Raw genomic sequence first — 21,458 nt, forward strand, 5'->3', positions numbered from 1 at the left:
AAAATGCCCCATTTGCCGGTTTACAACCCCCGGCAACTCGACTAAGATGGCCCGCGCCATGCTCTTCGCCCGCCGCCATCAGTATCTTTTCCGGGAAACCCTCGCCCCCTTTCTGCTGGGAGTGGTGGTCTTTACCTTTGTCCTGCTCATGGGCCGCTTGCTGCGGCTGGTTGAGCTGGTACTCAACAAGGGTGTGCCCCTGCTCGACATCCTCAAGCTTTTTGCCTTCCTGCTGCCGTCCTTTCTGGTTCTGACCCTGCCGCTTGCCTTTCTGCTCGGGGTTCTGCTCGGTTTTGGGCGGCTGTCCGCCGATGCTGAAATCGTCGCCCTCAAGTCCTCGGGGGTGAGTCTCTACGACATGGCCCGCCCGGTGGCCATTCTCGCCCTGGTTGTTTCCGCGGCCACCGCCGCCCTGACCTTCTACGCCCAGCCGCAGGGCAAACGGGCCTTTCGTGACCAGGTGTTCGAAATCGCCCACGGCCGGGCCACCGTCGGCATGACGCCGCGCGTGTTCAACGATGAATTCGATGGGTTGGTGCTTTACGCCAACGCCATCGACGAACGCAGCGGCGCCATGCAGGGGTTGTTCATCTCCGACGAGCGGGTGGGCAAGGATCCCTCGGTCATCGTCGCGCGCAGCGGCCGCGCCATCTCCGACGCGGAAAACCTGACCCTCACCCTGCGCCTGCGACAGGGCGCCATCCATCGCCAGGCGGAACGCCGTGGTGAGAGTATCTACCAGATCATCGATTTCGACACCTATGACATTCAGCTCGATCTCGGCAAGGAATTGCGCGGTTTTCGCGAGCGCCAGAAGCGCGAGAGCGAAATGTCCCTGGCCGAACTGAAGCAAGCCATCGCCGGAAGCGAAGCCGGGCAGCGCCTCAAATATGAAGTTGAGAAGCATCAGCGCCTGGTCATGCCCCTGGCTCCCCTGCTGTTCGCCCTGGTCGGCATCCCCCTCGGCATCCAGTCCCAGCGCTCCAGTCGCGGGGGCGGCTTCGCCCTGGCGTTGGCGGTGTTTCTCGCCTACTATCTGACCTTCTCCCTGGCCGAAACCCTCGGCAGCGAAGGCCTGGTGCCGCCGGCCCTGGCCATGTGGCTGCCCAACCTGCTGTTTCTTGTAGCGGGCATTTTGCTGCTGCGCATGACGGCCCAGGAAAGGAAACTGGCTCTGTTCGAGCGCCTCGATGACATGGGTCGCCGTCTGATCCTCTGGCTGCGCCGCAGGAGACCGCGGTGAAACGTATCAACAGCTACATCCTCGGCAAATTCTTCCAGGTGTTCGCCCTGGCCCTGGCCGCCTTCGTGGGGCTCTATCTGCTGGTGGATTTTTTTGAGAAAGTCGACGACCTTCTGGAAAATCGCGTCGCCCTGGAGGTCTACTTCACCTATTTCGCCGCCAAGGTGCCGCTGATCCTGGTGCAGGTCTGTCCCCTGGCGATGCTCATGGCGGTGTTCATGACCATCGGCGGACTCTCGCGCACCAGCGAACTGACGGCCTTGTGGGCAGGCGGCGTCAGCCTGATCCGCATCGCCGCCCCCTTGCTCGGCACGGCGGGACTGATCGCGCTGGCCATGCTGCTGATCAGCGAGAATCTGGTGCCGCCGAGCGTCAGGGCCACCAACGAAATCTGGGCCACCCGCGTGCAGGGCCGCGCGGCCGTGGTCTTCAAGCTAGACCGCCTCTGGTTGCGGGAAGGCGACCAAATTCTCAACGTGCGCCTCGCCGACCCCGATGCCGGTGAACTCCAAGGGCTTTCGGTCTTTCGCTTCAGCGAGGATTTTTCCCTGGTCGAGCGCCTGGAGGCACCGCGCGCTGTCTACCGCGAGGGCCGGTGGACCGCCGAATCCGCTCAACGTTTCCACTTTTCCGCCAAGGACGGGCAGATGCTCGACAGCCAGAAACTTTCCGACAGCGCGCTGGCGTTGGATAAAAAACCCGAGGACTTTCGCCTCACCCGCAACGATGCCGAAGAGCTCAATTTCGGCCAACTGCGGCGGCTCGCGACGAAACTCGCTGCGGAAGGCTACAATCCCCGGCGTCTGATCGTCGATATGCACAATCGCCTCGCCGCTCCGGTGGCCACCTTCATCATGGCCTTCATCGGCATTCCCTTCGCGCTGCAAAAGGGCCGCGGCGGACGCATCGCCCTGGGCATCGCCGTCACCCTCGTCATCGGTTTCGGCTATCACATCCTGCACGCCGTCAGCATGGCCCTGGGTTATGCGGGCCTGCTGCCGCCGATTCTCGCCGCCTGGAGCGTCAACCTGCTCTTCTTGCTTCTTGGCCTCTGGCTGCTGCTGCGGGAACAGGCGGACTGATCCACGGCTCCTTGAGTTGGTGGGCGAATCTGGTTTACTTAAACGCATGAGAGCTGCAATCGCACTGACCAAATTCCTGCGCCCGACCCTGCTGCTGATCGCTTGCCTCGCCCCTTTGGTCTGGTGCGCGCCTAGCGCTTCGGCCCTGGAAATCCGCTCCATTTCTCCTTCCACCGCCGAAGCCGGAGCCTTGCTGACCCTGACCGGCGGCCCCTTTCCCGCCGACGCGGAGGTGCTGTTCGGCAGCGAAACCCTGCTGCCCGAATTGCGCGAGGACCAGCGCCTGGTGGTGCGGGTTCCGCCCCTTGCCGAAGGCGATTACCTTCTGCTGGTGCGTGGCAGCGTCGGCACCTCGCCGCGCGGCCTGCTGTTTCGCCTCGTGGAGCCACCGCCTTGGATCAGCGGCCTCAGCCCCACCCGCCTGGATGAATGCTCTTACGAGAATGAGCGCCAGATCCGCATCAGCGGACGCGCCTTTCAGTCCGACGCCCAGGTGCTGGTCAACCAGGCGGCGGTGCCGAGCTCCTCGGTCACGGCCGAGCAGATCGTTTTCAGCTTTCCGCCGCTCAAAAGCGGCATGCACAGCGTGCAGGTGGTCAATCCCGGCGGCAAGTCCTCCCTCGCCCATGGCGTGCAGGTCAGCGGCCTGCCGGAAATCCATTCCGCCACCCTGGGCAGTGATCAGGTCAACTCCTACGAACTGATCATCAGCGGCCGCAACTTCCAGTTCAATTCGCGCCTGCTGGTCAACGGCGAGGTCATCCGCGGGGTAGCCGGCGTGCGCCCCAGCACCGAATTCGTTCAGGTCCTCGACTGCCGCACCCTGCGCTACCTGCGCTATCCGGTCACCCGCGAGCCGCGTTCCCTGGAATTGCAGGTGGTCAACCCCGACGGTGAGCAAAGCGCGATCTTTCGCGTCACGGCACCCTGAGTTTTGTTAACGACTAAATGCAAAAAGCCCCGTCGGCAGCGACGGGGCTTTTTGCATTTGCCTGGCCGGAAAACATCAATAGCGGTAGTGATCGCTTTTGTAGGGGCCTTGCTTGGGCACGCCGATGTAGGCGGCCTGCTCGTCGGTCAGTTCGGTGAGCATGGCGCCGAGCTTGGTCAATTGCAGGCGCGCCACCATCTCGTCGAGGTGCTTGGGCAGGATGTAGACGCCCACGGGATAGTTCTCGGGTTGCGTCCACAGCTCGATCTGGGCCAGAACCTGATTGGCGAAGGAGGAACTCATCACATAGCTGGGATGCCCGGTCGCGCAGCCCAGGTTGACCAGGCGCCCCTCGGCGAGCAGGATGATGCGCTTGCCGTCGGGAAAGATGATGTGATCGACCTGGGGCTTGATGTTTTCCCAGGTATAGCGACGCAGGGCGGCCACTTCGATTTCATTGTCGAAATGGCCGATGTTGCAAACGATGGCATTGTTCTTCATCCGCGCCATGTGGTCATGGGTGATGACGTTGATGTTGCCCGTGGTGGTCACGAAAATATCGGCCTTATCGCAGGCATATTCCATGGTCACCACCTTGTAGCCTTCCATGGCGGCTTGCAGGGCGCAAATGGGATCGATTTCCGTCACCCACACCTGGGCTTGCAGGCCGCGCATCGCCTGGGCGCAGCCCTTGCCGACCTCGCCGTAGCCACAAATCACCGCGACCTTGCCGGCGATCATGACGTCGGTGGCGCGCTTGATGCCGTCCACCAACGACTCACGGCAGCCGTAGATGTTGTCGAACTTGGACTTGGTCACCGAGTCGTTGACGTTGATGGCGGGAAACTTGAGGCGCCCTTCCTTGTGCATCTGGTAGAGGCGATGCACCCCAGTGGTGGTTTCCTCGGTGACACCGCGGATGTTGGCCGCCACCCGCGCGTACCAGCCGGCATCGGCGGCCAGGCGCTTGCGGATGGCGGCGAAGAGGTATTCCTCCTCTTCACAGGTGGGATTGGCGATGAGGGAGGGATCGTTCGCCGCGCGGCTGCCCAAGTGCAGCAGCAGTGTGGCATCGCCGCCGTCATCGAGAATCATGTTGGCGCTGCCGCCATCCGCCCACTCGAAGATGCGGTGTGTGTAATCCCAGTATTCCTCGAGCGTTTCACCCTTGTAGGCGAACACGGGTACGCCGCTTGCGGCGATGGCGGCCGCGGCGTGGTCCTGGGTGGAGAAGATGTTGCACGAGGCCCAGCGCACCTCGGCGCCCAAGGCCGTGAGGGTCTCGATGAGCACCGCCGTCTGGATGGTCATGTGCAGCGAGCCGGCGATGCGCGCTCCCTTCAACGGGCGGTCGGCGGCGAATTTCTCGCGGATCGCCATTAATCCGGGCATTTCCGTTTCGGCGATATTCATTTCCTTGCGCCCCCAGGCGGCAAGGCCGAGGTCTTTGACGAGGTAATCCTGGTTGGACGGGGTGGCATTATTCATGTCAGAAAACTCCTTGTGTGTCGAACCGAAAGCACGTCGGACGATCGATCCCAAAAGAAGGCCTCAATTGGCAGACATCGCGAACAGATGAATGCCAATCAAGGCCGAAGCGAAGATGATTTGCAACCTGGTTATTCTCAAAAGTTCAACAGTTCAGCCAAACTTGAAAGATCCTAAAGACCGAAGGAGGCGGTGTAGACGGCACCGGTGTCGACATCGCGTACCTGCAACCGCAACTGGGTCGGCTTGCCGGCCTCGGCCGGGAAAAACAGAAAGCCGCGTCCGAGAAAGCCCGGCCCGACGGGTTGATTGCGCAATTCCTTGTTGCCGAGATCGCGGGCGATCTCCCGCCCGGCTTCATCACTGCCCAGTTCCTGCCCGCCGCCGATAACCGCGCCGCCGGCGCCGCCGACCGCCGCGCCCTTGCCTGCCGCGGCGGCCACGTTTTCGCCCGTGAGCACACCGATGGCCGCGCCCACCAGGGCGCCACCGGCCGCGCCAAGCATGCCGCCGCGTCCGGCTCCGCGGGCAATGCGCGAATATTCGGAACTTTTTTCCACACGCTCATAGGCCGTGCGGCTGTCCAGGATGTTCCACAAGTGCCCCGTATCATCAATCAGGAAGGTCTGCTCGGGCACGATGCGCAGGGCGCTTTGGCCCTGGTTGTCAATGACCACCTGAACCGGCTGGATTCCGGCACTGACAATGTCGAAGCCAAAGGCATCGCGCGCCGCCCTCTGATCCGCATAGGCCGCCGCCGCGATCTGGGCGCCGGCGATCACCTGCATGTTCGGATAGGCCGCCGGAATCCTGAAACCGACTTCCTGGCGCTTGTAGGTTGTGCACCCCGAAACCGTCAACAGAACCGCCAACAAAAGCGCCAGCGATTTAAGCGTGCCGTGCATGGGAACCTCCTTAAAGTACGAATTATTTCAACTTTGATTCTATCATCAGCCGCCGGGGGCGTCCACCGGCCTTCGGCCCCGCCGCAGAAAGACCAGGGTGGTCAGAAACCACCAGCGCACCAGGGTGGCGCTCAATCGGTTTATCCAGCCACGGTCGGTGCAGCGCTCCCACAGATCAAAAAAATTCTCCCCCCAACCGCTCAGCCGGGAAGAACGACGCAAACCATAGCGTACCAGGGAAACCAAGGCGAAGGGTACCTGCCAGGCCTGCGAGCGCACGTAGCGCCCGGTGGCCAACCACAGTCGATCTTGTTCCTTGAAATCAAGTTCGTTCAAAAGCGCGGCGATGCATTGAAAAAAAGGCAGAAGGTCAAGGCGCTGCGTCACCGCCTGGCAGCGATAGATTCCAGGAGCACGGTGCAGAAACTCGTTCCAGCCGATGGAGTGAAAATTCATCAGCAAGGCATTGAGCACCTGACGCTCGCGCAAGCCCTCCTTCTCGAAGCGGCGCGCCGAGGTATGAATATCCACGGGCAAAAGCAGCCAGGTGCCAACCTCGGCCACCCTCGCGGCAAGCCTTGTGTCCTCGAAAAGCGGGAGGCTGTCGTCGAAGGGGCCGATCTCCTCGAAAAAAACCCGCGGCAGAAGCATCCCCTGGTCGCCGTGGATGCAACCCGGCAGATTGAGGCGCGCTTTTTCCTCGTAAAAGTAATACCCCCAGCCTCCCGCGCTTTGCTCGCGCCTGAAGCGCAAGGCAAAACGGGCCGCGACGCGATGGCTCCCCCGCCGCGCCATGGCGGCGCGCAATTCGGCCAGCCCCCGGGCGAAGGCATGGGGATCGAGAAAAACACTGTCGACGTGAAGAAACAGAAGATATTCGCCGCGCGCCTGTGCCGCGCCGACATTCAACTGTCGACCCCGTCCGGCGGCGCTGCGCAGAATCCGCAAGGCGAAGGGCTGGTTCGGCGCGGCAGCCGCGAGCAACCCGAGGGTTTGATCCTGGGATCCTCCGTCGCAGCAAATCACCTCGAAACCACACCCCTGCTGAGCGGCCAGGGTCGCGAGCAGGGCGGGCACCACCTGCTCCTCGTTAAGCAAGGGGATGACGACGGATAATTCACAGGTCAAGCTCGAAGCACCCTCTCGCCTCGATCACGACGCGATTCCTTGACGCTTCTGCCCGTCTCGGCAAACCGAAACGGGCAGAAGCAAAGCCAACGGGGGACACGGCAAGAAAACGGCTTAAAGACGCGCGCGCTGCCGCAGGGAGTCGATGCGATCGGTGCGTTCCCAGGAGAATTCGGGCTCGTTGCGGCCGAAGTGACCGTAAGCGGCCGTTTTGCGATAGATGGGACGCAGCAGGTCGAGGGCTTCGATGATGGCGCGCGGCCGCATGTCGAATTCCTCGCGCACCACGCGGGCGATGTCGTTGGAGGCAATCCTGCCGGTGCCGAAGGCATTGATCATGATCGACACGGGTTCGGCGACACCGATGGCATAGGCAAGCTGGACCTCGCACTTGTCCGCCAGGCCCGCGGCCACCACATTCTTGGCGATATAGCGGGCCATGTAGGAGGCGCTGCGGTCGACCTTGGACGGGTCCTTGCCGGAGAAGGCGCCGCCGCCGTGCGACCCCTGGCCGCCATAGGTATCGACGATGATTTTGCGCCCGGTCAGGCCGCAATCCCCCATGGGCCCACCGACCACGAAACGTCCGGTGGGATTGATGAAATACTTGGTTTTCTCGTCGAGCAACTCGGCGGGAATCACCTTCTTGACGACCTCTTCGATGATGCCCTCGCGCAGGGTCTCATAGGTGACCTCGGGGGCATGCTGCGAGGAAACCACCACGGCATCCACGCGAATGGGCTTGTCGTTGATGTACTGGATGGAGACCTGGGACTTGCCGTCAGGGCGCAGAAAGGTCAGCAACCCGGACTTGCGTACTTCAGCCAGACGCTTGGTCAGGCGGTGGGCGAAAATGATCGGCATGGGCATGAGTTCAGGCGTATCGTTGCAGGCATAGCCGAACATCAGGCCCTGATCGCCGGCGCCCTGCTCCTTGTACATCCCCTCGCCCTCGGTGACGCCCATGGAAATATCCGGCGACTGACGGTCGATGCTGGTCAGCACGGCACAGGTTTCCCAGTCAAAACCCATGGCGGAATCGTTATAGCCGATGTCGCGAATCGCCTGACGCACGATGTCGGGATAATCGATGCGGGCACTGGTGGTGATTTCGCCGGCGATCACCGCCATGCCGGTGGTCACCAGGGTCTCGCAGGCTACGCGCGCCCTGGGATCCTGAGTGAGAATGGCATCGAGAATGCTGTCGGAAACCTGATCGGCGACCTTGTCGGGGTGGCCTTCCGTCACCGACTCGGAGGTGAAGAGAAAATCGGTCATGGGCATGGAGCGCTCTCCTTACGCGCAAGAGGTCAATGTGAGGTGAAGCTAGATTAATAGGCAAATCGCCCGGAAAAGTCAATGAAGGCTCGCGTTTTTCTAGATCTGCAGGGGCGCGAACAGTTCGGGAAACCGTTGGGCCAGGTGCGCCTCGACAAAGCGGGTCACGTCCTGGGCGGTGGGCAGACCGAGCAATTCGCGCAGCAAATCCTCGCCGTCCGCGCGGCGCACCTGACGAATCACCCGCTTGACCCGTGGGATGCAGGCGGCATTCATGGAAAGTTCGTTGAATCCCAAGCCGAGCAGAATCAGCGTATAGATGGGCTCCGCGGCCATCTCGCCGCACATGCCGACCGCGATGCCGGCCTTGCGACCCGCATCGCTGATCATTTTCAGCGCCCGCAAAATGGCCGGATGCAGAGGCTCATAGAGATAGGCCACGTGCTCGTTGCCGCGATCAACGGCCAGGCAGTATTGAATGAGATCATTGGTGCCGACGGAGAAAAAGTCCACCTCTGGCGCCAGCAGGTCGGCGATCAGGGCGGCCGAGGGCGTCTCGATCATGATGCCGACGGGCATGTCCGGATCATGGGTCTGACCGCGCTGGTCGAGTTCGGCGCGCACTTCCGCCAGCAACTCCTTGCACGCCCGGATCTCGCCCACGCCGCTGATCATGGGAAACATCAGACGCACCTGCCCGTAGGCCGAGGCCCGCAGAATGGCGCGCAGCTGCTCCTTGAACAACCGGCGTTCCTTGAGGGAAAAGCGCACGGCGCGCAGCCCCAAGGCGGGATTTTCCTCCTCGGCCAGACTGATCTCCGGCACGAATTTGTCTCCACCCACATCCAGCGTGCGAATGGTCACGGGCTCGGGGATCATTTTCTGGACAATGTCGCGATAAACCTGAAATTGCTCCTCTTCCGAAGGCGGCCGGGACTGATTGAGAAAGAGAAACTCGGTGCGGAACAGACCGACGCCGGCGCCGCCCTGCGCGAGGACTGCGGGGACTTCCCGGGCAAGCTCCACGTTGCCCCGCAAAGTCAGGGAAAAGCCGTCGAGGGTTTGCGCCGGCAAGTCCCGATAGGCGCGCAGTTCCTTTTCCAGGTATTCGTAGGCCTGTTTTTTTTGCAGGTACTCCCGGAAGGTTTCCGCGGACGGATTGAGAATCACCGTGCCGGCGCCGCCGTCGATGATGATCGGCATGCGCGAACGCGCCAGGGCGCTAATGTTTTCCAGGCCGACCACGGCGGGAATTTCCAGGGAGCGGGCCAGAATGGCGGTATGGGAGGTGCGCCCGCCGACATCGGTGACAAAGCCGATGACCTTGTTGCGATCCATCTGCATGGTGTCGGCCGGGGAAACCTGATGGGCCACCACCACCGCCTTGCGTTCGATTTCCGCAAGGCTGCGCTGGCATTCCCCCAGCAGGTTGCGCATCAGGCGCTCGCCGACGGAATCGATATCGCTGCGCCGCTCGCGCAGATATTCATCCTCGATGGCGTTGAAAAACTGGCGGAACGTATCGAGGGTGCGGCGCAGGGCGCTCTCGGCGTTGAGCCGTTCCTGCTCGATGAGCGCCAGGGTGTCCCGCACCAGCATGTCATCCTCGAGGATGAGCAGATGGGTATCGATGATATAGAGGTGCTCGCGCAGTTCGGGCGAACTGGCCCGCTCCTTGACCTCGCGCAATTGGCGACGGGACTCGTCGAGAGCCTCGTGGAACCGCCGCACCTCGCCGTCGACCAGTTCCTGCGGAACATACCAGTCGGCAAGCGTCTGGCGCGCGCGGTTATAGAGAAAAACCTCGCCGATCGCGATCCCGGGCGAAACGCCGAGCCCCACCAGAAAGGTATCGGGAGCGAGGTTACTTTTCTCCGAATCCGTCATCGATAAGCCTTCCGATCGTCTCCATGGCCTCGTCGGCATCCTCGCCGTCAACACTCACCTTGATCGAGGTTCCCTGGGCCGCCGCCAGCATCAAGATACCCATGATGCTCTTGCCGTTGACGTCCATGCCGTCCTTGCTCACCGTCACGTCGGCACGAAAGCGGTTGGCCGTCTGCACCAGTTGCGCCGCGGCGCGGGCGTGCAGCCCCAGCCGGTTGCGGATGATGAAATCCTTGCTGATCATGGATCTCCCTTCGTCTTCATACAATGAGCCCGGCCAGCAGCAACACGGCCAGGGTCGCGAGAATCAACAGCAGGTTGGACACCCCCTTGCGCGCCAGCCAGCCGAGCAGCACCACCAGGGGAAAAAACAGCAGTCCCCAGCCGGCGGCAATTTCCTCTTGCTTCAGGCAGACCAGGGTCAGATAGGCGCACAGCCCGCCGAGCAGCACCACCGTTGCTTCCTTGGCACGCAGCGCCCAGTCGGGCAACCGCAGCCGCTGAAGGGTCTCGACCAGGCGCAGGCCCCTGGAATAGCCGCGCCAGAGTCCGGCGCAGCGAAACCAGAGATGCGGCAGATTGAACAACACCAGAAACACCAGCGGTGCCAACAAGGATCCCTTGAAGGCAAAAAACAGGGCGATGACCGCCGCCAGGGGTCGCAGCCCTCCCCAGAACAGCGCATCGCCAATAGCGGCAAGGGGTGCCATGACCATGTCGCGAAATTCCACGGCGCTGATGGCGCAGTCTGCGCCCTGCGCCTGCTCTTCCTCCAGGGCCGTCACGGCGCCGAGCAGCGGCGGCGCCATGTAGGGATGGGTATTGAAATAGACTAGGTGACGACGAAACGCTTCTTCGAGATCCTGGCCCCGATACAGAAAACGCAGGGCGGGCGCCAGGACGTAGAGGGCGCCCAGGCTCTGCATGCGCTCGAAACTCCAGCTGGCTTGCAGAAAAAAGGAGCGCCCAAGCATGCGCGCAAGCACCCGGAAAGGCAGTTTGCGACGAGCCGTCCCCGCCTTCATAGCAGCCACAACAACAGCAGCACCGTGGTAAAGGATGCGGCGAAGAGGGTCAGGGACCGGCTGACATTGATGGTTCCTAGCAGGGTCGCCGTACCGACCAGGGGAAAAGCCAGCAGCAGCCAGCCGTCCATGCCGTCGAGAGCCGGCAGGAGGCGCTCGCCGGCGAATCTCACCACCAGCCAGCCGGGAACAACGATGAGGACGTAGGTTCCCAGCGCCGCCGCGGCAAAATGGATCAGACCTCGCAGATGCCGGCGCTCCAGCGCCGCCGTGCGCCCCGCTGTCACGTCGGCCTCGGCCTGCCGCACCAGGCGCGAATTGCGGCTGCGCGCCAAACGGTCGAAAATCTGCCCGATCTTGCCCAGGGGCATGGCCACCAGGACACTCAGGAGAATCAGCAGCATTCCTTCCAGGGCATAGTAGTGGCCGGCCGCCACGGCGAGCACCGTTCCCGCCACGGCAACCTGCGTATCGTCGGGCGGAATCGCCGCTCCCACCGGCAGGCGGCCGAGCCAGAGCAGCTCGACCAGCGCGCCGACCTGCAGACCGACGAGGGGATCGCCGACCAGCCACCCGGTCAACGGTCCGGCCACCACCGGACGGGCCAGCATGAACTGGCCGGCCGCGGTGCGATCCAGGCCCAGCAGCAACCCCGCCAGGCCGCCCATGAAGAAAACACTCAGGGTCATGTCAACCGGGCATGTTGCGAATCAGCTTCTTCCAATGCTGCCCCCGATCGGCCGGAATGCAGCGCGAAACGATCTCGACCCCCTCGAGTTCAAGACAGCTGAGGTTTTTGACGTCTTCCTCATCCAGATGAATGGTGCAGGACAGCTGATACTTGCCCTGCCCCTCATGCATGTTGCCGAGGTTCAATTCCTTGAACCCGATCCCGCGGCGATGGGCACGCAAGGCGTCGGCGGAGGTGGCGAAAAGCAGCAGCACCCGCTCCTTGTCAAACGCCGGATTCGCAAAAAGGCGGCTGATTTCCTCGACGTTGCCGATGACCACCTTGATGCTGCGCGGGACCGCCGCCTCCATCATGGCGCGCCGCAGGGACGGACGGGCCAGTTCGTCGTTGGCCACCACGATGCAATTGGCATGGGTGAAGGGAATCCACGCCTCCAGCACCTGTCCGTGAATCAATCGATTATCGATCCGCGCCAGAACTATGCCCATCGCCTTGCAATCCTGATGTCATCGGGGTCATGGAATATCAAGCAAAACCGTTGGTCAGCGCTCGAGAAACTCGCTGGCGAGCGCCATGCTCTGCTGGCCGTAGGCCTTGATCATGCCGGCCAGTTCCGTCACGTTGAGATCGTCGCGACTGTTGAAAAATTTCAGCACCATGGGCAGATTTACCCCGGTGAGCACTTCCACGCGCGGCGGGTCGAGAAAGGAAATGCTGAGATTGGCCGGAGTGCCGCCGAATAGGTCGGTCAGGATCAGCACGCCGTCCTCGCCGTCCTTGACCGCCGCGATGGCCTCGGCAATGGCGCCACGGACTTTCTCGACGCTGTCGTCACGCTCGATGCCCACCGCCTGGGCCTGCTCGATGGGGCCGACGATCATTTCCGCGGCCAGCAACAATTCGCGCGCCAACCCCGCATGGCTGGCGATCACCAGTCCGATCATGATTTACCCCTTGTCGATGTCCCGATGACTGATTTCAACGACGAACCCCTGACCGGCCAGAAACGGCCGCAACTCTTCCGCCAGGGACACGCTGCGATGACGCCCGCCGGTGCAACCGATGGAAAGCGTCAGGTAGCTTTTCCCCTCCTGCCGGTAATAGGGCAGAAGAAATTTGAGCATATCTTGAAATTTGGCGAGAAAATCGCGGCAGGCCGGTTGCTGGACCACATATTCACGCACCTCGGAATTAAGCCCGGTGAGCGGCCGCAATTCCTCGATGAAATGGGGATTGGGCAAGAAGCGCACATCAAAGACCAGATCCGACTCGATGGGCAGCCCGTAGCGAAAGCCAAAAGACTGCACCTTGACGACCAGCGGCATTTTGCTGCTGCGCCCCAGCACCGTTTCCAGCACCTGATCGCGCAGGCCATGCACGGTCAGTCCCGAGGTGTCGAAGACCACCGTCGCCAGCCGCTTGAAACCGGCCATCAGCTGGCGTTCGCGGGCAATCCCCTCGGGCACGCCCTCCTGGCGCGCCAGGGGATGGCGGCGGCGGGTTTCCGAATAGCGGCGGATCAGCGCCTCGTCATTGGCTTCGAAGAAGAGAATTTCGACGGGATAGCCCTCCTCGCGCACCTGCTGGAGGGTCGTTTCGTAATCGGCGAGAAAATCGCGATTGCGGATGTCGATAACCACCGCAACGTCAGGCGTGAAGCGCACCCCCTGCTCGGTCAGCTGCAAAAAACGCGGCAGCAGCGCCAGGGGCAGATTGTCCACCACGAAGAAACCCTCATCCTCCAGAACGCGGGCCGCGCTGGATTTGCCCGAGCCCGAGAGTCCGGTGAGGATCAGCACCCGTTTGCGGCTCATTCGAGATTGTCTCCGATAATGGTGTGCGAATGCAGCCGGGCGGTTTCCGCCATGCGCTGTTCCAGGCGGTCCTGAAACTCCCGGGCGCTGTGATAGCCCATTTCCTTGAGCAGGCGATTGCGCGCCGCCACCTCGACCAGGGTGGTGATATTGCGCCCAGGCCGCACCGGCACCCGTTGCAGCGGCAGTTCCATGCCCAGCAGGCTGGTGGTCTCCTCCTCCAGCCCCAGGCGATCATACTCCTGGCCATCCTGCCATTGCACCAGTTCAATCACCAGGTCGATCTTCTTGCGTTCGCGAATGGCGGCGACGCCGAATAGATGCTTGATGTTGATGATGCCCAATCCGCGGATTTCCATGTGATGATGCAGCAGATCCATGCCCTCGCCGAACAGCACCGCGGGCAGCTTGGATCTCACCCGCACCACATCGTCGGCCACCAGGCGGTGCCCGCGCAGAATCAGATCCAGGGCGCATTCGCTCTTGCCGATGCCGCTCTTGCCGGTCAGCAGAACGCCGACGCCCAACACATCCACCAACACGCCGTGAACGATGGTGGAGGGCAGCAGCCGCTCCTCAAGAAATTTGGTGATGAGGGAAATGAAAACAGAACTCTGATGATGGGTGCGCAGCAGGGGAATGCCGCGAAGCGCCGCCTCCTGAATCAACAACTCGGGCGGATTCTGACCCTTGGTGATGATCATGCAGGACATGTCGAGGGCGCAGAGCTGCTCCAGATTGAGCCGCGCCTTGTCCAGCGGCAGTTGCGCGAGATAGGTCAGTTCGGTGGAGCCCAGAACCTGGATGCGGTCAGGATGAAGATTGGTCGTGTAACCCGCCAGCGCCAGGCCGGGCTTCTGAATGCGCGGCACGCTGACCTTCTTGCCCAGCCCGGCTTCGCCGGCGAGCAGTTCCAGGTCAAGACCGGCTTCCTCCTCGCCGAGCAGTTCTTGGATACTGATTTCCGCCATGAATTTGGGATCTCGAAATCAGAGTTGATCTTCCTCTTCGCTGATGATCCGGAACAAATCCCCCGCATCCGCGGCCTGGAGCAACCGTTGGCGCACCTGGGCGTTTTTCAGCAGCTTGGAAATGCGCGCCAGGGTTTTGAGATGCACCCCCACGGAATCTTCCGGAGCGATCAGGAGAAAAAACAGATGGGCCGGCCGGCCGTCCATGGCATCGAAATCAATGCCCGAGCGGCTGCGCCCAAAAGACAGCATAAGATGGTCGATGTTCTTGAGCTTGCCGTGGGGAATCGCCACGCCCTCGCCGATGCCAGTGCTGCCAAGGCGTTCACGCTCCTTGAGCACGTCCACGACCAGGGCGCGGTCCAATCCTGTTTCCACGTTGGCCAAGGCGACCGTCAGTTCTTCGAGCAGGGCATTCTTGTCGGTTGCTCTGAGTTCGGCGACGACCGCGCCGGGATCAAGCAATTCGGAGATTTTCATAGGTACCAGAGCTTCCCCGTCTTTGGGAAAATAGGAGGGGGGAAGAAGCTTGAGGTTCCTCCCCCCTCCATGTGCGGAAAAGTTGTCGCGATCAGGATGTTTGCGGAATGATCAGACCGTAGTTGCCGTCCTTGCGCCGGTAAACCACGTTGATCGCTTCAGACTCGTCATCGGTGAAGACCAGGAACTCCTTGTTGAGCAGGTCCATCTGCATCACCGCTTCCTCGACGGACATGGGTTTCACGGGAAAGCTGTGGCTGCGGATGATGGACGGCTCGCCGCGGCCCTCGTCGATGCTCTCGGCGGCGAACACGGTCTTTTGCACCTGACGCTCGCGACCGGCGGCGGGCTTGTGGTTCTTGATCTTTTCCTTGTAGCGCTTGAGCTGACGCTCGATCTTGTCGACCACGGCGTCGACGGCGGCGTACATGTCGTTGGTCTCTTCCGTGCCCTTGATGGTGATGCCCTTGGCGACCAGCGCCACCTCGGCACGGTGACGGATTTTTTTCTCCACGCTCAGCACAACCTGGGCATCGATGGGTTCATCGATGTACTTTTTCACCCGCTCCAGTTTCTCCTCGGCATAAGCACGAAGGGGGTCACTGGCTTCCATATGCCTGAAGGTCACGGCAATCTGCATACAATACCTCCTGATTTTATAAACTATCCCGGTCACTGCCGGGATATCGCTTGAATTCAAGTATAGCGCGCTTGAGCGGGTTCATCAAAACGATGCCGCGCTCAACAAGGCACCGATGGTCCACGAGGATCAAAAAAGCCGCTTGCGCTCGGTGGATGAGCCGATGCCGAGCATTTCACGATATTTGGTCACGGTGCGTCGGGCGATGTTTATGTTGTCCTTCTCCAGGATCTCGACGATCTTGCGATCCGAGTAGGGCTTTTTGGGATTTTCCCCGGCGATCAGGTCACGAATGCGGCTCTTGACGCTTTCCGAGGCGATGGCGTCGCCGCCGGTGGTATTGATGCCGCTGTTGAAGAAAAACTTCAGCTCGTAGAGACCCTGCGGAGTCTGCACGTATTTGTTGGTGGTCACGCGGCTGATGGTCGATTCATGCATCTCGATGTCCTCGGCGACATCGCGCAACACCAGGGGCTTGAGATAGTCGATGCCCTTCTCGAAGAACTCGCGCTGAAACTTGACGATGCTCTTGGTGACCTTGTAAATGGTGCGCTGACGCTGATGGATGCTCTTGATCAGCCAGACCGCGCTGCGCAGTTTTTCCTGGATGTACTCGCCCGCCTTGGCGTCGACCAGCGACTCGTTGGTCATGGCCTGGCGATAGAAGGCATTGATGCGCAGGCTAGGCAGCCCCTCGTCGTTGAGCACGACGACGAACTCATCGCCGATCTTGTAGACGAAAATGTCGGCGGTGATGTACTGGACGTCTTCCTGATTGTACTGGCGACCGGGCCGGGGATCGAGGTTGGAGATGATGCGCGTGGCCTCCAGCACCTCGTCGAGGCTCACGCCGAGAGCCTTGGCAATGGCCGGGTAGCGGCGGTTTTCCAAATCCTGAATGTGATCGCGCAGCAGGGCTTCCACCAGGGTTCCGCCCATGCCCAACATCCGCACCTGCACCAGCAGGCATTCCTGGAGATTGCGCGCGGCGACGCCGGTGGGATCGAATTCCTGCACCAACGACAGAGCTTTCCCAACCTGCCCGACCGTGGTGCCGGTGGCGGCGGCGACCTCCTCGAAAGTCGCCTTGAAGAATCCATCCTCATCCAGATTGCCGATGATCTCGGCGGCCGCCCGCCGGGTCTGATCGTCGAGACGCGACAGGTTGAGCTGCCACATGAGATGATCGGTAAGGGTGCCTTTCTTGGTCAGCAGATTTTCATAGGAGGGGCGATCGTCATCCTCTTCGTAGGCATCGGCCACCGAGCCGCCAAGATTGTAGCCCTCCAGGTAGGTCTGCCAGTCAATGTCGTTGAGCCCTTCCTTGTCGCCCTTGACCTCCTGGATCTCGTCGAAGCTCTCGCTCTCGCCGCTCTCCTGGGTGGCGACGGTGGGTTCCTCGGCACCGTCCCGCTCCTCGACGATTTCCTGGCCCTCGTCGAGAATGGGGTTTTCCTCCAGCTCCTGCTGCACTAGGTCGATCAGTTCCATGCGTGAGAGTTGCAGGAGCTTGATGGCCTGTTGCAACTGGGGCGTCATCACCAGTTGCTGGCTCAGTTTCAGTTGTTGGCGGATTTCCAGAGCCATAATTGCTACCCGACGACTTCCTTGATTTTTAGAGCCATTTAAACCTGTTTCGCCGACAAAGACCAGAAAAAATCTGAATCCCCAACGGCATGTTTGGGCCGCTCAGAGGGAAAACTTATCTCCCAGATAGACTTCCCGCGCCAGCGGACTGGCGGCGATTTGCGCCGGCGAGCCTTTTTCGAGAATGCGTCCTTCGCTCAGGATGTAGGCCAGATCGCAGACGCCCAGCGTTTCACGCACATTATGGTCCGAAATCAGGATGCCGATGCCGCGCGCCAAGAGTTGGGCGATGGTTTTCTGAATGTCGAGCACCGCGATGGGATCGATGCCGGCGAAGGGCTCATCCAGAAGAATGAACGCCGGATCGAGCACCAGGGCGCGGGCGATTTCAACCCGGCGCCGCTCGCCCCCCGACAGGGCATAGCCCATGCTGCGGGCAATATGCGTGACACCGAACTCTTCCAGCAGCTGATCGCAGCGACCGCGGCGCTCAGCCGGACTCAGGCCGAGGGTTTCAAGAATCGCCAGCAGGTTGTCCTCGACGGTCAGTTTGCGAAAAATCGACGGTTCCTGGGGCAAATAGGAAATCCCCGATCGGGCGCGTTGGTACATGGGCCAGTCGGTGATGTCGCGCTCGTCGAAAAAAATTCGCCCCTGATCCGGGCGGGTCAGTCCGACCACCATGTAAAAGGAGGTGGTTTTTCCGGCGCCGTTGGGTCCGAGCAACCCGATGACCTGGCCTGAACTCAGTTCCAGGTCCACCTCGCGCACCACCTGGCGGCCCTTGTAGGCCTTGCACAGCCCCTGCGCCCGCAGCACATGGCTCACGGGCTGCTCTCCCGCGGATGGAAAATGGCCCGCACCGGCGCGCCTTCGCGGCTTTTCACCAGGCTGCGCTCCTCGCGCAGGTAAACCGTGATTTCATCGCCCTCGACGGAGTCCTTGCCTTGGTGAACGCGCGGGTTTCCGGTCAGCACGACCATCTCCTGGTCACGGTGAAACACACCCTGCTCTCCCGTGGCGACCCGGTCGCCCTGCACGATGCGCACGCGGCCCTGGGCCAGGATGCGCGAGACCTCCTGAGTGCCCTCGGCGAAAAAGACCGTCATCTGGTCGGCATAGATCACGACATCGTCTTGGGTCGCCACCACGTTGCCGCTGAACAGGACGCGCCGCGGCGCACTCAATCCTTCCATGCGCTCGGAGGTGACCTGGATGGGCGCCTGGTTCGCCGTTGCCGCCCAGACCGGCTCCAACAACAGCGCCAAGGACCCAAGCAGTCCCAGAAAAATCAGAAAAATGCGATTCATGGCTTGACCTGCGCGGCTCCGGAACTCAGGGTTGCCCGAACGTCGGCCGGGATTTCGACCCGCCGGGATGTGACATCCAGACGCAGGCCGTGCCCGTGGATCTCGAAAGCGTCGGACAGAATCCGCACCGGCTCGTCGGTGCGGGCAAGCTTGCCGGCGTCATCGTACTCAAGACTTTGCGTGAAAAGGGTATACGCGTCCGCACCCTTCACCACCACCTCGCCCCACACCCACAGGCGGCGGGCATCCACGTCGATGCGCCCGTGCTGCGCGGTCAGGGTCAGCTCGGCGCGCTCGCCGCTCTCGTCGTAAAAAAAGACCCTGGGCATTTCGATGAGGGCCTCGTTGCGCTGCTGATGAAAGCCGGCGGAATCCCCCTCGACGGTCCACTGACGCCGCCCGTCGCGGGTTTCGGTGTACTCGAAGGCCTGCAAGGCGAGATCGGCCTCGCGCAAGGTCTCGACCACCTCTTGCAGGGCCCGGCCACGCGGCAGATTACGCAGAACCAACACCGCCAGCAGCACCAGCAGCAGGATGATGGCCAGCACCAACACACGGCGCGTTTGGAAACCCTTAATCATACAGCGCTGACCAGTCTAGCACCGGCCTTTGGGGACTGTAAAGAAGGAATCTTCAGCTTGGCACGGAATTTGTAAACCAATCCGGATCAACCTGCCGCCGCCGGAAAATAGCGCGACGTCACCCCGTCCCAACGGTCGGATTGCTTGAGGATGAGATCGCAGACTTCTCGCACCGCGCCGCGTCCGCCGGGGCGGCGGGTCACGTAATGCACATAGGGCTTGATGTCCTCGACGGCGTCCGCCACCGTCACGGCCAGGCCGACCCGGCGCAAAACGGGCAGGTCGATCACGTCATCGCCGACGTAGGCCACTTCCTCGTCGCGCAGGCCCAAATCGGCCAGAATCCTCTCATAGGGCAGGAGCTTGTCCTTGGCCCCCTGGTGGACGATGGCGATGTCGAGTTCGGCGGCACGATGGGCCACCACCTGGGAGCTACGCCCGGTAATGATGCCCACCTGAATGCCGGCGCGCTGCACCAGCTTGAGGCCATGGCCGTCCTTGACGTCGAAGGCCTTGGTTTCCACGCCTTGGTTGTCATAGATGATGCGGCCGTCGGTGAGCACACCGTCCACATCGAGAAGCAGCAGGCGAATCTTGCGGCAGCGCTCCTGCATCAGGCCACTCCCGCCTTGAGCAGATCGTGGATGTGAATGATCCCGACCGGCACCCGGCTTTCGTCGGACTCAAACACGAACAGCGAGGTGATGGAGTGCTCCTCCATGCGCTGCAGGGCCTTGGCGGCCAGATTGGAGCGCAGGATGCGCTTGGGGTTGGCGCTCATGATGGTGCCGATGGGCGCGTTGAGGATGTCGAAACCGCCTTCGATGCGTCGCCGCAGGTCGCCGTCGGTGAACACGCCCACCAGATTACCCTGCCCATCCACCACCCCGGTCACGCCGAGCTTCTTGCTGGTGATCTCGAAGAGCGCTTCCTTGAGCAGAGTGTTTTCGCCCACCAGGGGAATGGCCGAGCCGCTATGCATCATGTCCTCGACGCGCAACAGCAGCTTCTTGCCCAGGGCGCCGCCCGGGTGAAACAGGGCGAAATCCTCCTCGCGAAAGCCGCGCCGTTCGAGCAGCGCCACCGCCAGGGCATCGCCCATGGCCAGCGTCGCCGTGGTGCTGGCGGTAGGCGCCAACCCCAGGGGACAGGCTTCTTCCTTAACGGAAATATCCAGGGTCACGTCGCCGGCGCGCCCCAGGGTGCTGCGGATATTGCCGGTCATGGCGATGAGCGGCAGGCCCATGCGTTTGATGACCGGCAGGATACGGGCAATCTCCTCGGTTTCCCCCGAATTGGAAATGGCGATGACCACATCGCCCTTCATGAGCATGCCGAGATCGCCGTGAATCCCTTCGGCAGGGTGCAGAAACAGGGCCGGAGTCCCGGTGGAGGCCATGGTGGAGGCGATCTTCTGGCAGATCAGGCCCGACTTGCCCATGCCGGTGATCACCACCCTCCCCTGGCAGGCCAAAACCATTTCCACCGCCCGTTCGAAGCGCTCGTCGAGGCGCTCCATCAGCGCCCGGACGGCGTCGGCCTCGACGGCGAGCACCTGGCGTGCCGTAGCGAGAATCGAAGACATATCAGTTGCGCTCCTTGATCAGGCGGTCGATGACCAGAATCTCACGCAGCATGGCCGGCAGTTGGTCGAGGCGCAGGCTGTTGGGGCCGTCGCACAGCGCCAGGTCGGGATTTTCGTGAACCTCCCAGAACAGGGCGTCGATGCCCACCGCCACCGCCGCCCGTGACAGGGCTCCGACATACTGGCGCTGGCCGCCGGAGCTGGTCCCGGCACCGCCCGGCAACTGCACCGCGTGGGTTGCATCAAAGACCACCGGACAGCCGGTCTCGCGCATGATCACCAGGGAGCGCATGTCGACCACCAGATTGTTGTAGCCGAAGCTTGCGCCGCGCTCGGTGAGCAATACTTGGGAATTGCCGGCCTGCTCGATCTTTTTCACGGCGTTGGCCATGTCCCAGGGCGCGAGGAACTGGCCCTTCTTGACGTTGACCACCTTGCCGGTGCACGCGGCGGCGAGCAGCAGATCGGTCTGGCGCGAGAGAAAGGCGGGAATCTGCAGAATGTCGAGCACCTCGGCCGCCGCCGGGATCTGGCTGAGGTCGTGGACGTCGGAAACCACGGGCACATCCAGCTCGCGCTTGACCTTGGCCAGGATTTCCAATCCTTCCTCCATGCCCGGGCCGCGAAAGGAGCCGATGGAAGTGCGGTTGGCCTTGTCGAAGGAGGCCTTGAACACCAGGCCGATGCCCAACTCGGTGGTCAATTTCTTCAGATATTCGGCGATGCGCAGGGTCAGACCCTGCTCCTCGATGACACAGGGCCCGGCGATGAGCACCAGGGGCCGGTTGCCGCCGAAGGTCACATTGCCGACGGAAATCTCACGCACCTTCAT

24 protein-coding genes are annotated in these 21,458 nt (G+C 61.9%); 3 read left to right on the forward strand and 21 right to left on the reverse strand.

The features are described 5' to 3' along the window. Positions 1–46: 46 nt before the first annotated feature. From lptF to QAT43_RS01335, 3 genes are read left to right on the forward strand one after another with little or no spacing between them, the layout of a single operon-like run. Positions 47–1,243, forward strand: a complete 1,197-nt coding sequence (gene lptF / locus QAT43_RS01325; RefSeq protein WP_305041223.1) for an LPS export ABC transporter permease LptF — start codon at positions 47–49, stop codon at positions 1,241–1,243. Next, positions 1,240–2,325 carry an LPS export ABC transporter permease LptG gene (lptG, locus tag QAT43_RS01330; protein ID WP_305041224.1) on the forward strand — a complete coding sequence of 362 codons (1,086 nt, stop codon included), beginning with the start codon at positions 1,240–1,242 and terminating at the stop codon, positions 2,323–2,325. The genes lptF and lptG overlap by 4 nt, the downstream gene beginning before the upstream one ends. Before the next feature lie 46 nt (positions 2,326–2,371). Further along, positions 2,372–3,256: an IPT/TIG domain-containing protein gene (locus tag QAT43_RS01335; RefSeq protein ID WP_305041225.1), complete on the forward strand. Its 885-nt coding sequence runs from the start codon at positions 2,372–2,374 to the stop codon at positions 3,254–3,256. Positions 3,257–3,331: 75 nt separating this feature from the next. On the opposite strand, the gene ahcY is transcribed toward QAT43_RS01335, so the two are convergent. The 21 genes from ahcY to kdsA all read right to left on the reverse strand — a co-directional run bounded on the left by ahcY (position 3,332) and on the right by kdsA (position 21,458). Continuing rightward, entirely contained in the window at positions 3,332–4,744 is a 1,413-nt protein-coding gene (ahcY, locus tag QAT43_RS01340; protein WP_305041226.1) for an adenosylhomocysteinase, read from the reverse strand. Between the two features lie 173 nt (positions 4,745–4,917). After that, positions 4,918–5,649 carry a hypothetical protein gene (locus QAT43_RS01345; protein ID WP_305041227.1) on the reverse strand — a complete coding sequence of 244 codons (732 nt, stop codon included), beginning with the start codon at positions 5,647–5,649 and terminating at the stop codon, positions 4,918–4,920. A gap of 45 nt (positions 5,650–5,694) precedes the next feature. Continuing rightward, positions 5,695–6,777 carry a TIGR04283 family arsenosugar biosynthesis glycosyltransferase gene (locus QAT43_RS01350; RefSeq protein ID WP_305041228.1) on the reverse strand — a complete coding sequence of 361 codons (1,083 nt, stop codon included), beginning with the start codon at positions 6,775–6,777 and terminating at the stop codon, positions 5,695–5,697. Positions 6,778–6,891: 114 nt separating this feature from the next. Beyond that, entirely contained in the window at positions 6,892–8,061 is a 1,170-nt protein-coding gene (metK, locus tag QAT43_RS01355) for a methionine adenosyltransferase (protein ID WP_442900176.1), read from the reverse strand. A gap of 93 nt (positions 8,062–8,154) precedes the next feature. Next, positions 8,155–9,942 carry a phosphoenolpyruvate--protein phosphotransferase gene (gene ptsP, locus QAT43_RS01360; RefSeq protein WP_305041229.1) on the reverse strand — a complete coding sequence of 596 codons (1,788 nt, stop codon included), beginning with the start codon at positions 9,940–9,942 and terminating at the stop codon, positions 8,155–8,157. Further along, positions 9,920–10,186: an HPr family phosphocarrier protein gene (locus QAT43_RS01365; RefSeq protein WP_305041230.1), complete on the reverse strand. Its 267-nt coding sequence runs from the start codon at positions 10,184–10,186 to the stop codon at positions 9,920–9,922. The genes ptsP and QAT43_RS01365 overlap by 23 nt, the downstream gene beginning before the upstream one ends. A 16-nt stretch (positions 10,187–10,202) precedes the next feature. Further along, the gene (locus QAT43_RS01370) at positions 10,203–10,916 is read right to left on the reverse strand and encodes a PTS system mannose/fructose/sorbose family transporter subunit IID (protein WP_305041231.1); all 714 of its coding nucleotides are present in this window, start codon (positions 10,914–10,916) and stop codon (positions 10,203–10,205) included. 47 nt (positions 10,917–10,963) lie between these two features. After that, positions 10,964–11,656: a PTS sugar transporter subunit IIC gene (locus tag QAT43_RS01375; protein ID WP_305041232.1), complete on the reverse strand. Its 693-nt coding sequence runs from the start codon at positions 11,654–11,656 to the stop codon at positions 10,964–10,966. 1 nt (position 11,657) lies between these two features. Further along, positions 11,658–12,146, reverse strand: a complete 489-nt coding sequence (locus QAT43_RS01380; protein ID WP_305041233.1) for a PTS system mannose/fructose/N-acetylgalactosamine-transporter subunit IIB — start codon at positions 12,144–12,146, stop codon at positions 11,658–11,660. 54 nt (positions 12,147–12,200) lie between these two features. Then, positions 12,201–12,602: a PTS sugar transporter subunit IIA gene (locus QAT43_RS01385; protein ID WP_305041234.1), complete on the reverse strand. Its 402-nt coding sequence runs from the start codon at positions 12,600–12,602 to the stop codon at positions 12,201–12,203. 3 nt (positions 12,603–12,605) lie between these two features. Next, entirely contained in the window at positions 12,606–13,472 is an 867-nt protein-coding gene (gene rapZ, locus QAT43_RS01390) for an RNase adapter RapZ (RefSeq protein ID WP_305041235.1), read from the reverse strand. Further along, entirely contained in the window at positions 13,469–14,443 is a 975-nt protein-coding gene (hprK, locus tag QAT43_RS01395) for an HPr(Ser) kinase/phosphatase (RefSeq protein WP_305041236.1), read from the reverse strand. The genes rapZ and hprK overlap by 4 nt, the downstream gene beginning before the upstream one ends. Before the next feature lie 18 nt (positions 14,444–14,461). Beyond that, on the reverse strand, positions 14,462–14,923 hold the full coding sequence (locus tag QAT43_RS01400) for a PTS sugar transporter subunit IIA (RefSeq protein ID WP_305041237.1): 462 nt from the start codon (positions 14,921–14,923) through the stop codon (positions 14,462–14,464). 91 nt (positions 14,924–15,014) lie between these two features. Continuing rightward, entirely contained in the window at positions 15,015–15,563 is a 549-nt protein-coding gene (hpf, locus tag QAT43_RS01405) for a ribosome hibernation-promoting factor, HPF/YfiA family (RefSeq protein ID WP_305041238.1), read from the reverse strand. A gap of 129 nt (positions 15,564–15,692) precedes the next feature. Next, positions 15,693–17,150, reverse strand: coding sequence for an RNA polymerase factor sigma-54 (gene rpoN / locus QAT43_RS01410; protein WP_305041239.1), 1,458 nt, complete (start codon positions 17,148–17,150; stop codon positions 15,693–15,695). A 102-nt stretch (positions 17,151–17,252) separates the two neighbouring features. Further along, positions 17,253–17,978: an LPS export ABC transporter ATP-binding protein gene (gene lptB, locus QAT43_RS01415; protein WP_305041240.1), complete on the reverse strand. Its 726-nt coding sequence runs from the start codon at positions 17,976–17,978 to the stop codon at positions 17,253–17,255. Further along, positions 17,975–18,460 (reverse strand): lipopolysaccharide transport periplasmic protein LptA, encoded by a 486-nt coding sequence (lptA, locus tag QAT43_RS01420; protein ID WP_305041241.1) that lies wholly within the window; start codon positions 18,458–18,460, stop codon positions 17,975–17,977. Before lptA ends, lptB begins: the two co-directional genes overlap by 4 nt. Continuing rightward, a complete protein-coding gene (lptC, locus tag QAT43_RS01425; RefSeq protein ID WP_305041242.1) occupies positions 18,457–19,041 on the reverse strand; it encodes an LPS export ABC transporter periplasmic protein LptC in 585 nt (194 codons plus the stop codon). The genes lptA and lptC overlap by 4 nt, the downstream gene beginning before the upstream one ends. Before the next feature lie 86 nt (positions 19,042–19,127). After that, the gene (locus tag QAT43_RS01430) at positions 19,128–19,655 is read right to left on the reverse strand and encodes a KdsC family phosphatase (protein WP_305041243.1); all 528 of its coding nucleotides are present in this window, start codon (positions 19,653–19,655) and stop codon (positions 19,128–19,130) included. Continuing rightward, on the reverse strand, positions 19,655–20,626 hold the full coding sequence (locus tag QAT43_RS01435) for a KpsF/GutQ family sugar-phosphate isomerase (protein ID WP_305041244.1): 972 nt from the start codon (positions 20,624–20,626) through the stop codon (positions 19,655–19,657). Before QAT43_RS01435 ends, QAT43_RS01430 begins: the two co-directional genes overlap by 1 nt. A gap of 1 nt (position 20,627) precedes the next feature. Next, positions 20,628–21,458: a 3-deoxy-8-phosphooctulonate synthase gene (gene kdsA / locus QAT43_RS01440; protein ID WP_305041245.1), complete on the reverse strand. Its 831-nt coding sequence runs from the start codon at positions 21,456–21,458 to the stop codon at positions 20,628–20,630.

The sequence above is a fragment of the Geoalkalibacter sp. genome, from assembly GCF_030604225.1.
Classification (GTDB): Bacteria; Desulfobacterota; Desulfuromonadia; order Desulfuromonadales; family Geoalkalibacteraceae; genus Geoalkalibacter.